Origin of the sequence: Pseudomonas sp. FP597 (assembly GCF_030687435.1) — a bacterium.
Lineage (GTDB): Bacteria > Pseudomonadota > Gammaproteobacteria > Pseudomonadales > Pseudomonadaceae > Aquipseudomonas > Aquipseudomonas lactucae.
In genome coordinates this window covers 6,499,209-6,511,705 of sequence record NZ_CP117432.1, presented here as the reverse complement: position 1 = coordinate 6,511,705, position 12,497 = coordinate 6,499,209, and the positions used below count along the sequence as shown (strand labels likewise).

The following is a 12,497-nucleotide window of genomic DNA, read 5'->3' as shown; positions in this document are numbered from 1 at the left end:
ATCCAGCTATGAGTAGCGGACGTATCGTTCAAATCATCGGCGCCGTTATCGACGTGGAATTCCCACGCGACAGCGTACCGAGCATCTACAACGCGCTGAAAGTACAAGGCGCGGAAACTACTCTGGAAGTTCAGCAGCAGCTGGGCGACGGCGTAGTTCGTACCATTGCGATGGGTTCCACCGAAGGCTTGAAGCGCGGTCTGGACGTTATCGACTCCGGCGCAGCCATCTCCGTACCGGTCGGTAAAGCGACCCTGGGCCGGATCATGGACGTACTGGGCAACCCGATTGACGAAGCGGGCCCGATCGACACCGAAGAGCGCTGGGGCATTCACCGTCCAGCACCTTCGTTCGCCGAGCAAGCGGGCGGCAACGACCTGCTGGAAACCGGTATCAAGGTTATCGACCTGGTTTGCCCGTTCGCCAAAGGCGGTAAAGTCGGTCTGTTCGGTGGTGCCGGTGTAGGCAAGACCGTAAACATGATGGAACTGATCCGTAACATCGCCATCGAGCACAGCGGTTATTCCGTGTTCGCCGGTGTGGGTGAGCGTACCCGTGAGGGTAACGACTTCTACCACGAGATGAAGGACTCCAACGTTCTGGACAAAGTGGCGCTGGTTTACGGTCAGATGAACGAGCCGCCGGGTAACCGTCTGCGCGTAGCACTGACCGGCCTGACCATGGCCGAGAAGTTCCGTGACGAAGGTAACGACGTTCTGCTGTTCGTCGACAACATCTACCGTTACACCCTGGCCGGTACTGAAGTATCCGCACTGCTGGGCCGTATGCCTTCGGCAGTAGGTTACCAGCCGACCCTGGCTGAAGAGATGGGCGTTCTGCAAGAACGTATCACTTCGACCAAGGAAGGTTCGATCACTTCGATCCAAGCGGTATACGTACCTGCGGATGACTTGACCGACCCGTCGCCAGCGACCACCTTCGCCCACTTGGACGCCACCGTCGTACTGTCCCGTGACATCGCTTCCCTGGGTATCTACCCAGCGGTCGATCCACTCGACTCGACTTCGCGCCAGCTGGACCCGAACGTGATCGGCCAGGAGCACTACGACACCGCTCGCGGCGTTCAGTACGTGCTGCAGCGTTACAAAGAACTGAAGGACATCATTGCGATCCTGGGTATGGACGAGCTGTCGGAAGCCGACAAGCAGTTGGTAAACCGTGCTCGTAAGATCCAGCGTTTCTTGTCGCAGCCGTTCTTCGTGGCTGAAGTCTTCACCGGTGCCTCGGGTAAATACGTTTCCCTGAAAGACACCATTGCTGGCTTCAAAGGCATCCTCAACGGTGACTACGACCACCTGCCAGAACAAGCGTTCTACATGGTCGGCGGCATCGAAGAAGCGATCGAGAAAGCCAAGAAACTGTAATCCAAGCGCCCGGAAACGGGCGCTCATCAGGTTGAGGCAATCAGATGGCTATGACAGTCCATTGCGATATCGTCAGCGCGGAAGGGGAAATTTTCTCCGGTCTGGTAGAAATGGTGATTGCACACGGCGAACTCGGTGACCTGGGTATTGCCATGGGCCACGCGCCGTTGATCACCAGCTTGAAGCCAGGTCCGATCACGCTGACCAAGCAAGGCGGGGAAAAGGAGGTGTTTTACATCTCCGGTGGTTTCCTCGAAGTTCAGCCGAACATGGTCAAGGTACTTGCCGACACCGTGCAACGTGCTGGCGACCTGGATGAAGCCTCCGCTCAGGAAGCCGTCAAGGCTGCCGAGAAGGCGCTGAACGAAAAAGGCGCAGACTTCGACTACAGCGCTGCTGCAGTCCGTCTGGCCGAGGCCGCAGCCCAGCTGCGTACTCTCCAGCAGATCCGCAAGAAGTAAAACGGCATCTGTCGTAATACTGACTGTGCGATTGATTAAAAAGGGTAGCCTCGGCTACCCTTTTTCTTTTTTAGCAAAACACTTCTTTGGTCTGAAGCCGGACCGCCCAGGATTGGTAGCCATTCATGTCTCTTGAAATCGTCATTCTCGCAGCAGGCCAAGGCACCCGCATGCGTTCGGCTTTGCCCAAGGTGCTGCACCCGGTAGCCGGCAACTCCATGCTGGGCCATGTTATACACAGCGCCCGGCAACTCGACCCCCAGCGCATTCACGTAGTAATCGGCCACGGTGCCGATGTGGTGCGTGAACGCCTGGCCGCGGACGACCTGAATTTCGTGCTGCAAAACAAACAACTGGGCACCGGCCACGCCGCCGCGCAAGCCGTGCCGTTCATCACCGCTGACACGGTGCTGATCCTCTACGGCGACGTGCCGCTGATTGAAGTACAAACCCTGCAACGTTTGCTCACGCACGTAGTGCCGGGCCAGATGGGCCTGCTCACCGTCGAGCTGGAAGACCCCACCGGCTACGGACGCATCGTGCGCGATGCCGATGGCAAGGTCGCCGCCATTGTTGAACACAAGGACGCCAGCGAAGCCCAGCGCACCATCACCGAAGGCAACACCGGTATCCTCGCCGTCCCCGCCAACAAGCTCGCCGACTGGATGGGCCGCCTGTCCAACAACAACGCCCAGGGCGAGTACTACCTCACCGACGTCATCGAGATGGCTGTGAGTGACGGCCTGCTGGTCGCCACCGAACAGCCTCACGACCCGATGGAAGTGCAGGGCGCCAACGACCGCAAGCAGCTTGCAGAGCTGGAGCGTCACTATCAACTGCGCGAAGGCCGCCGCCTGATGGCGCAGGGCGTGACCCTGCGCGACCCGGCTCGCTTCGATGTACGCGGTGAGGTCACTGTGGGCCGTGACGTGCTGATCGACATCAACGTGATCCTCGAAGGCCGCGTGATCATCGAAGATGACGTGGTGATTGGCCCGAACTGCGTGATCAAGGACAGCACCCTGCGCAAAGGCGTTGTGGTCAAGGCCAACAGCCACCTCGACGGTGCCGTGATGGGCGAGGGCAGCGATGCCGGGCCGTTTGCGCGGTTGCGTCCGGGTAGCGTGCTGGGAGCCAAGGCACATGTGGGTAACTTTGTTGAAATGAAAAACGCCCAATTAGGTGACGAGGCCAAAGTCGGCCACCTGACCTATCTGGGTGATGCCACCGTGGGGGCGCGTACCAACATCGGCGCTGGCACCATCACGTGCAATTACGATGGCGCCAATAAGCACCAGACCACCATCGGTGCGGACGTCTTTATTGGCTCCAACAATTCGTTGGTCGCCCCAGTTACGCTCGACGATGGCGCCAGCACCGCAGCAGGCTCAACCATCAACCAGGATGTGGATAAGTCCCAGTTGGCCGTCGCCCGCGCCCGCCAACGCAACATCGACGGTTGGAAACGCCCGGTCAAAATCAAAAAGACCTGAGTTATCCACAGCACCATCAGCAGTGATATCCAAATGTGGGAGGGGGCTTGCTCCCGATGGCGGATTTTCAGTCGATGATTTTGTGGACTGATCCACCGCAATCGGGGGCAAGCCCCCTCCCACATTTGGCCTGTATTGTTGGAAGAATCTGTTCCAAACGCTTGACGATCTTTCACCAATAGGTTTTGATTGCCTTCGTTATCTTTCGAAACGAAACTTATCATCGCCATGTCGAAACGAAATACACCCCAACGGCGCCACAACATCCTCACCTTGCTCAACGAACAAGGCGAAGTCAGCGTGGACGAATTGGCCAAGCGTTTCGAAACCTCGGAAGTGACCATCCGCAAAGACTTGGCCGCCCTCGAAAGCAACGGCCTGCTGCTGCGCCGCTACGGTGGCGCTATCACCATGCCTCAGGAGCTGGTCGGCGACCCCGCCCAACCTATCTCGATCTACAAACGCGCCATTGCCCGTGCTGCCGTGGTGCGCTTGCGCGAACACGCCCGCATCATCATCGACAGCGGCAGCACCACCGCCGCCATGATCCCGGAACTGGGCCACCAGCCTGGCTTGGTCGTCATGACCAACTCCCTGCACGTGGCCAGCGCGTTGAGCGAACTGGAACATGAGCCGGTGCTGTTGATGACCGGCGGCACCTGGGACCCGCATTCGGATTCGTTCCAGGGCCAGGTGGCCGAGCAGGTACTGCGCTCCTACGACTTCGATCAACTGTTCATCGGTGCCGATGGCATCGATCTGGAGCGCGGTACCACCACCTTCAATGAACTGCTGGGCCTGAGCCGCGTGATGGCCGAGGTCGCTCGTGAAGTGGTGGTGATGGTCGAATCCGACAAGATCGGCCGCAAGATTCCCAACCTGGAACTGCCCTGGAGCAGCGTCCATACCCTTATCACCGATGATCGCCTGCCGCTGGAGGCCCGCGACCAGATCCAAGCCCGCGGCATTACGCTGATATGCGCGGCAATCATCTAGGAGAAACACCATGTGTGGAATTGTTGGCGCAGTTGCCGAACGTAACGTTACCGCGATCCTGATCGAAGGCCTCAAGCGCCTCGAATACCGCGGCTATGACAGCGCCGGTGTGGCGGTTTTCACCAACGCCGGCAAGCTTGAGCGCGTGCGTCGCCCGGGTAAAGTCAGCGAACTGGACCAGGCCCTGGCCGGTGAGCCGCTGGTGGGTCGCCTGGGTATTGCCCACACCCGCTGGGCCACCCACGGCGCACCGTGCGAGCGTAACGCCCATCCGCACTTCTCCGGTGACCTGGCCGTGGTGCACAACGGCATCATCGAAAACCACGAAGTGCTGCGCGAACAGCTCAAGGGCCTGGGCTACGTATTCACTTCGGACACAGACACCGAAGTCATTGCCCACCTGCTCAACCATAAACTCAAGGACCACAGCGACCTGACCACCGCCCTCAAGGCCACGGTCAAGGAACTGCACGGCGCCTACGGCCTGGCCGTGATCAGCGCCAGCCAACCAGACCGTGTGGTTGCCGCTCGCAGTGGGAGCCCGCTGGTGATCGGCCTGGGCCTGGGGGAAAACTTCCTTGCGTCCGACCAACTGGCCCTGCGTCAGGTCACTGACCGCTTCATGTACCTCGAAGAAGGCGATATCGCCGACATTCGCCGTGAAAGCGTGCAAATTTGGGACGTGAACGGTCAATCCGTCGAACGCGAAGCCGTGCAATACCGCGACGGTGCCGAAGCGGCCGACAAAGGTGAATTCCGCCACTTCATGCTCAAGGAAATCCACGAGCAACCGGCCGTGGTGCAACGCACCCTGGAAGGTCGCCTGGGCGACAAACACGTACTGGTCAACGCCTTCGGCCCACAAGCCGCCGAGCTGTTCGCCAAAGTACGCAATGTGCAAATCGTTGCCTGCGGCACCAGCTACCACGCCGGCATGGTTGCCCGTTACTGGTTGGAAGAACTGGCCGGCATCCCGTGCCAGGTCGAAGTGGCCAGCGAGTTCCGCTACCGCAAAGTGGTGGTACAGCCCGACACCCTGTTCGTGACCATCTCACAGTCCGGCGAAACCGCCGACACCCTGGCCGCCCTGCGCAATGCCAAAGAGCTGGGCTTCCTCGCCAGCCTGGCGATCTGCAACGTCAGCATCAGCTCCCTGGTGCGTGAATCCGACCTGACCCTGCTGACCCAGGCCGGTCGCGAAATCGGCGTGGCCTCCACCAAAGCCTTCACCACCCAACTGGTCGGCCTGCTGCTGTTGACCCTGTCCCTGGGCCAAGTACGCGGCACCCTGGCCAGCGGCGTCGAAGCCACGCTGGTCGAAGAACTGCGCCGCCTGCCGACCCGCCTGGGCGAAGCCCTGGCCATGGACAGCGTTGTGGAAAAAGTCGCCGAGTTGTTCGCCGACAAGAACCACACCCTGTTCCTCGGCCGCGGCGCGCAGTACCCGGTGGCGATGGAAGGCTCGCTCAAGCTCAAGGAAATCTCCTACATCCACGCCGAAGCCTACCCGGCCGGTGAGCTCAAACACGGCCCGTTGGCCCTGGTGGATGATGACATGCCAGTGGTCACCGTTGCGCCGAACAACGAACTGCTGGAAAAGCTCAAATCCAACCTGCAGGAAGTGCGCGCCCGTGGCGGCCAGTTGGTGGTCTTCGCCGACGAGAAAGCCGGCATGACCAACGGCGAAGGCACCCACGTCATCAACATGCCGCACATCAACGACACCCTGTCGCCGATCCTCTACACCATCCCGCTGCAACTGCTGTCTTACTACGTGGCCGTGCTCAAGGGCACCGACGTTGACCAGCCGCGCAACCTGGCCAAGTCGGTGACGGTGGAATAACCCGCCCTGCGTCTGGAGGCCCCTGTGGTTTTTGACAAAATATTTTGACACTAGACAAAATATTCTGACACCAGGCAAGATATTTTGACACAATGCCTAAAGCCCCTGATTTCAGGGGCTTTTTCTTTTTTATGTCCTCCACCGTATGTCCGATTTTGGGTTGTGATCTTGCTAGAGGCGTAGTCTGTTACAGGACTTAGACTTATTCACAGCGCTGATATTTTCCTAGGACTTTTTGTGCACATTCCATTTTTGAGGATATGTGGAGGCCGCAGAAGGCATGGGAGGTTGGCTTGCGTGGTCGTAGCTTCAAGACGCAGTCCGATATTGATCGGCATATCGAAAAAGGCTTTGGGCAAGGAAGTCACGAGCTCTATTTGCCGTGGTTGCGTGTGCAAGACGTTCCATCACATGGTCGGTCGCGCAAGGTTCATGGTGCGGATTCCACGACACTTGGACACTCAGCCCACGATCATTTGGACACTCGTTCCACGCTCACTTGGACATCTGATCCACGTCCACTTGGACAGGCAGTCGGAGCGCAGCGACGCAGGTTTGCATTGTTAGTCTGAAGTCTCTGTCGCCGTCAATTTCGTTGCGCGCCTGCGCATCGATTCGCCCTTCAGTTCGATCCGATAAGCGTTATGCACCAGCCGGTCGAGGATCGCGTCGCCCAAGGTCGGATCGCCGATCAGTGCATGCCATTTGTCCACCGGCATCTGGCTGGTCACCAGCGTCGAGCGGTTGCCGTAGCGGTCGTCCAGTAGTTCGAGCATGTCGCGCCGTTGCGCTGCGGTAAACGGCGCCAGGCCCCAGTCGTCCAGGATCAGCAAGTCGGTCTTGGCATAACTCGCCATCAGTTTCGCGAAGCGCCCATCGCCGTGGGCCAGGCCCAGTTCTTCCATCAAGCGCGGCAGCCGCAGATAGCGCACGCTGTAACCGTCGCGGCAGGCTTTGTGGGCCAGCGCGCAGGCGAGCCAAGTTTTGCCTACGCCGGTTGGGCCGCCGATGATCAGGTTCAGGCCGTCGCGCAGCCACTGACCGCTGCCCAGTTGCAGGATCAGCGCCTTGTCCAGGCCGCGCGGGCTGCGGTAGTCGATGTCTTCCAGGCAGGCGTTATGGCGCAGTCGTGCGGCTTTGAGGCGAGTCGTCAGGCGGGCGTCTTCGCGCTCGCTCAGCTCGCGGTCGACCATCAGGCCGAGGCGTTCGTCGAAGCTGAGATCGTTGATGTCGGGCGTTGCGTGTTGTTCGCCAAGCGCCTTGATCATGCCGTGCAGGCGTAGGATTTGCAGCTTGTCGAGGGTCGGGTTAGGCATGTTCGTGCTCCTTTTTAGTCAGTGGTAGTAGCCCGGGCCGCGCAGGTTGATGTGCTCGTCGGGCAGTAGCGGCAGGTTTTGCTGGGCCAGCGGCAGGCGTTCCAGCCCCTGGCGCAGGATCGATTCCAGGCTCTTGTAACTGCATGCGCCCAGTGCCAGCGCACGCTGGCACGCGGCTTCCAGCCGCGCTTCGCCGTGCTGTTTGCTCAGGCGCAGGATGCCTAGACAGGCTCGGAAGCCGTGCTGCGGATGGATTCGGCGTTCGAGGATGTAGGCGATAACGCCAGCCGTGTTCGGCCCGGTTTGCTCTGCCCAGCGGATCAGCCGTTGCGGTGTCCACTCGGCGTGTTCGCGGTGACTTTTGGGCATGTGCTCGGTGTGGGTAGTGTGGCGGCCTTTGTGCGGCGAGCGCAGGTGGCTGGCTACACGCTGGTTGGCGTGGAAGCACTCGACGGTCTGGGCCGTGAGCCGCACTTCGAGTTGGTGCTTCACCAGTTGGTATGGCACCGAGTAGAAGTGACCGTCGACCTCGACGTGGTAGTCGATATGGACGCGTACCTTTTTCCATTCGGCGTAGACGTAGGGATGTTCCGGCAATGCTTGCAGTACCGGCTGGTCAAGGGTTTCGAAGGCCGAACGGCGTGAGCCGGGCAGCTTTTTGAAGGGCTTTTGGTTGAGGCGATCCAGCAGCAGTCCGATGGCAGTGTTGAGTTCACCCAGCGAAAAGAACTGCCGATTGCGCAGCACCGCCAGGATCCAGCGCTCGACCACTTGAACACCGACTTCGACCTTGGCTTTGTCCTTGGGTTTTCGTGAGCGAGCAGGCAATACGGCGACGCCGTAGTGCTCGGCCAGATCGCGGTAGCTGGGGTTGATATCGGGCTCGTAACGGTGCGCCTTGGTCACGCCACTGCGCAGATTGTCGGGCACCAGGATTTGTGCGGTGCCGCCGAAAAAAGCAAAACAGCGGACGTGTGAGCCCAGCCAGTCGGGCAGTTTCTGCGACCAGGTCGCCTCGGCGAAGGTGTAGCTGGAGGCGCCGAGGACGGCGACGAATATCTGGGCCTGGCGGATATCTCCGGTTCGCCGGTCGATGATCGGCACGGTCTGTCCAGCGTAATCGACGAACAGCTTTTCGCCGGCACGGTGTTCCTGGCGCATGACCACGTCGACCTTGGCGGCCCAAAGGCGGTAGTGCTCGCAGAACCAGCTGTATTGAAAGCCTTGCGGATGAGCGAGTCGGTACTCTTGCCAGAGCAGAGCCAGAGTCACGCCGGGGCGGCGCAGCTCGGCATGCGCCCGAGCCCAATCAGGCATCGGCCTTTGATCGCTGGGAACTGTTGGTGCTGGCGGAAACAGGCATCGCTCCAGCTCGGCGTCCGACAATGATGTCGGCCAAGTCAGCCCGCAAGCGTTGAAACGGTGCAGGTAATTGCCGGCACTGCCGCTGCTGATGCGCAAGCTGGCGGCGATCTTGCGCACGGACAGGCCGGCGTCGAACTTTAGGCGCAGTACCTCTCGGATTTTACGCATGGATATACGCTCCACGACGACCTCTTCGCTTCGATAAAAGAGGCCGATGGTAGTGAATAGTCCTGCGTTGTCGCCTGCCTGAGCGTGGGTCGGATCAGTGAGAAATCACTGTCCAAGTGCTCGTGGAATCAGTGTCCAAGTGGCCGTGGAATGAGTGTCCAAGTCAGCGTGGAATCGCTGTCCAAGTGTTCGTGGAATGGGTGTCCAAATGCGCGTGGAATACGCACCTCTCGAACGGCGAAAGGGGGAAGTGTCATTGCTTTCGGGAGTTGTACCAGTACCAAGCACTGGTGCTTTGCTCTGGTAACGGCATTGTAAAGTAGCCGTCTCTGTTGCTCGTCATTTCCACGAATTGCCGCAGGCCAGAGCACAATCACTAAATCAAATTCTCTGTTTTTTGCTCCATGAACGGTTAGCGCTCGAATGCCGGGCCCATCTCGTGAGCTTAGACGTCGTTGATTTGAAAATGAGTGCCGTATTGTGTTCTCCATTTCTTCTCGAAGGACATGAGTCCTTCCCTTAGTCCGACGCTGTTTCTCTAGCCAACGCACGAAGTCTTGAGCAATAGGTGCAGGTTTTTCCGCCATCAAGGCGAACGCTTCCGCCAATGTGGCTTGGTCCGGCAAAGCCAGATCCTTAATGAATGCGTCGGCAAGCTTACTCTCTGACTCTTCCAGAATTATGTTGTAGGGTCCATTTCCTCTGCCTGTTGTTCGGGTGGCGACCCACGTGAGGATGTCGTGGGCAAATTGCCCCATTGTTGGGGTGATAATTGCGACCCGTTTCCCCCCTCTATTCCAACCAATGCCATTAGAAACGTAAGAAGCGGCGAGAGCTGGTGTGGGGGTGTGGAAAATCTTAAAGAGCCCATTTGATGCTGGAGCCTGTGCTGATCGGATAGCACCGGCGGCGGCAAGGAGATTTTGATCTGAGGTGCGCCTTGGCTGCTGAAGAAGTGCGTCGTGGCCAACAGCAGTTAGCCAATCGCAGGCTGGGTTAGGACGTAGCTCCTCGATGAGGCATTGAAATTCATCTGCAGCAATTAGCAGGTCAACATGCGGAGCCATTGCCTGCACTATCCGCAGTCGATTTGGCGTGAGATCTTGTGCTTCATCCACGACTACAATGGGATATGTCGCGGCGATCCAGCGGACAACGATATCGTGAGACAGGAGGTCCGCGGCGACCTGGCAGACTGCCTCATAATCATTGACTCTTGGATGCCCCATCTCTAATTGAGTTATTAGTGCTTGCCATCTACTGACGATTCGCCAAGCGAACCCATCGATTGTGGTGCACTCGTACTGCCGACGTAGCAGAGCGACATCTCTCAGTCGATCGTCCAGGCGCCGGCGCGACCCATGCATAAAGGTCAACGCCAAAACTTTCTGAAACGTCTGTAGAGGTTGTCTTCCCAGTCTCGCGGCTAGGTTTGCCATCAACTGATGAGTCTTTCCACAACCTGCTGCGCCGGAGAAAGATTGAATAGTCATGGTTGGAATACCCAGACGCCCTCTGGGTCGGCGACGAAATGTGCGCTAGCGGTTCCTGCGCAAGCCATAGCCAAACAGCTGAACAACTCTGCTGCTCTGACGCGACAGAGAGGTGAGTTAACTATCGCGTCTGCCACCGATTCATAACAGATCACGTCCACCTTCTTATTTTTTAAATGAGTGACGATGTCAGATACAGCCGTGGGGGCAATCTCCGTCAACTCCGTAAGTTTCCTGACAATGTCGTCTCCATCCGCAGCAAGGATCCATCCGATGGCATCTTCGATCATTTCGTCATCTGCCCACCGAATTATTGATGAGGGAGCATTAGGCTCTGCCAGAAGGTTAGTGATGTAGCGTTTACCGTCCCTGTCACCGTCCACCAGGCAGCAGACTTTTTGATGGGTAGCTGATAGTAACTGGAACGTCTCTACCACTTTGGCATCCTCAGTGGGAACGACGCCTACCTCCAGTCCAAACATAGCTGTCATGTTCGTGGACCAACCCTCGGTCAACATCAAAGGTCGCAGCACCGTTTTGAGTAACAGGAAATCAGCACGGCCCTCAGGCACCAATACACATGGGTGCATTAAAGCCGACAGTACATCTACACGACTTTGTTGAAAAAATTTCCTCTTCCAGTTCTGGGCGTCTGGTAGCAGCGGCTCCGCTAAAAAGGGAAAGGCGGAGAGGTGGCCGTCAACATTTCGAAGAACCAATACAGAGGTAGGATCTGATACTGCCGCAATCAATGGGGAATGAGTAGTAATGAAGGTCTGGGTCGAAAGCGCTTGCACTCGTTGTACCAGCTGCTGTTGCCCTGCTGGGGGTAGATGAAGCTCAGGCTCCTCCAGAGCCATTAGAAAACCCTCACCCGCTGCGGCACGTCCTCGACCTAGTTCCAAAAGTAGTAACAATCCTTGCAGAGACACCAAGCCACTGCCTTGTCTGGCTGCGGGTACGCCTAGTCCTCCGACGACAGCAAAATGCGCTGCGATAGAGTCGAGAAGTGATCGGCTATCGGTACTGGTCACTCGCAGTTGAACAAGGGGTGCATTCGGTATGCATCTCGCTAATTCGGCGTTGACGTTCTGGATCAGTGGTGAAATTCGATCATCGTTCTCGATAGGGGCTTCCGGGCTTCTGAGCCGATCACGCTCGGATAAAATGGCATCGGATGGTTGGGCTGCAGCTGCTTGTAGCGTGCGTCTGAACAGCTCACTCCCCCAAGAAAAAACCTTGTCCCAGGTACGGCTCGCACGTACTAGGTAAAACCCAATTTCTTTTATCAATCGAGGAGGAACGCCTACAGGCGAGTCTTCTGCGAAAGGATCCATCGGGCTATCGTGATCGTGGAAGTAACGAACCATCTCAACCGACAGTGAGTCGCGATCAAAATAAGCTTGAGCGCCAATTTGGCAGCAAAGCTTCGATGCTTCTTCTGTGCGAACTGCGCTGATCGTACCGTTGGCTTCGTTCAGCCATTTAGGCACGCCTCTACCGTCCCTAAACCAATCGGTATTCTGATAAGGGTCTTCCGAAGGAAAATCTGTGATTGTGGCTACAAGCTTTATCCTGTCGGCAGGCTGGGGATCTGAACCGTAAAAGTCATGTTCGGTGAGCTCCCTGATCATCCGCTCCCTCCCTAGAAGAAGCGTCAACGCCTCTATCACCGTAGTTTTGCCGGTGTTGTTGGCTCCAATCAGAACAGGATGGTCTTTAAAGTGAACGCTTCCTTCACGGATACCGCGGAAATTTTGGATATCCAAGATCGCTACTTTCATCACATTTCCTTTGGACTCAACGAACGTATAAAGAACATTTCTCTTTTGGGAGCGGAGCCTTGCCGACCTCCGAGATAGTCAATATAGGAGAGTTTCGGAGTAGCCTCCCCGAATTGATGACCGATTTCGGACGCGTGTCTGAATCGATTTCCCGGACATCACTTCCGTGTGGTGCTTAGGCTCTAGCTCGAGC

At 57.7% G+C, this 12,497-nt stretch carries 9 protein-coding genes; 5 read left to right on the top strand and 4 right to left on the bottom strand.

Annotation, left to right across the window (positions count from 1 at the left end; translation table 11 throughout):
* Positions 1 to 8 precede the first annotated feature (8 nt).
* The 5 genes from atpD (at position 9) to glmS (ending at position 6,178) form a co-directional block, all read left to right on the top strand.
* Entirely contained in the window at positions 9 to 1,385 is a 1,377-nt protein-coding gene (gene atpD, locus PSH66_RS29915; protein ID WP_003177062.1) for a F0F1 ATP synthase subunit beta, read from the top strand.
* Between the two features lie 44 nt (positions 1,386 to 1,429).
* Positions 1,430 to 1,846, top strand: a complete 417-nt coding sequence (locus PSH66_RS29910) for a F0F1 ATP synthase subunit epsilon (RefSeq protein WP_003177061.1) — start codon at positions 1,430 to 1,432, stop codon at positions 1,844 to 1,846.
* Between the two features lie 125 nt (positions 1,847 to 1,971).
* Positions 1,972 to 3,339: a bifunctional UDP-N-acetylglucosamine diphosphorylase/glucosamine-1-phosphate N-acetyltransferase GlmU gene (glmU, locus tag PSH66_RS29905; protein WP_003177060.1), complete on the top strand. Its 1,368-nt coding sequence runs from the start codon at positions 1,972 to 1,974 to the stop codon at positions 3,337 to 3,339.
* A 228-nt stretch (positions 3,340 to 3,567) separates the two neighbouring features.
* On the top strand, positions 3,568 to 4,335 hold the full coding sequence (locus PSH66_RS29900; protein ID WP_003177059.1) for a DeoR/GlpR family DNA-binding transcription regulator: 768 nt from the start codon (positions 3,568 to 3,570) through the stop codon (positions 4,333 to 4,335).
* 10 nt (positions 4,336 to 4,345) lie between these two features.
* The gene (gene glmS / locus PSH66_RS29895) at positions 4,346 to 6,178 is read left to right on the top strand and encodes a glutamine--fructose-6-phosphate transaminase (isomerizing) (protein WP_003177058.1); all 1,833 of its coding nucleotides are present in this window, start codon (positions 4,346 to 4,348) and stop codon (positions 6,176 to 6,178) included.
* A gap of 563 nt (positions 6,179 to 6,741) precedes the next feature.
* On the opposite strand, the gene istB is transcribed toward glmS, so the two are convergent.
* From istB to PSH66_RS29875, 4 genes are all read right to left on the bottom strand, one after another.
* Positions 6,742 to 7,494, bottom strand: coding sequence for an IS21-like element ISPsy14 family helper ATPase IstB (gene istB, locus PSH66_RS29890; protein ID WP_305428145.1), 753 nt, complete (start codon positions 7,492 to 7,494; stop codon positions 6,742 to 6,744).
* An 18-nt stretch (positions 7,495 to 7,512) separates the two neighbouring features.
* The gene (istA, locus tag PSH66_RS29885) at positions 7,513 to 9,027 is read right to left on the bottom strand and encodes an IS21 family transposase (RefSeq protein ID WP_305427867.1); all 1,515 of its coding nucleotides are present in this window, start codon (positions 9,025 to 9,027) and stop codon (positions 7,513 to 7,515) included.
* A 128-nt stretch (positions 9,028 to 9,155) separates the two neighbouring features.
* Positions 9,156 to 10,520 (bottom strand): ATP-dependent helicase, encoded by a 1,365-nt coding sequence (locus tag PSH66_RS29880; RefSeq protein ID WP_305428143.1) that lies wholly within the window; start codon positions 10,518 to 10,520, stop codon positions 9,156 to 9,158.
* Entirely contained in the window at positions 10,517 to 12,304 is a 1,788-nt protein-coding gene (locus PSH66_RS29875; protein ID WP_305428142.1) for an ATP-dependent endonuclease, read from the bottom strand. The genes PSH66_RS29880 and PSH66_RS29875 overlap by 4 nt, the downstream gene beginning before the upstream one ends.
* Positions 12,305 to 12,497 lie beyond the last annotated feature (193 nt).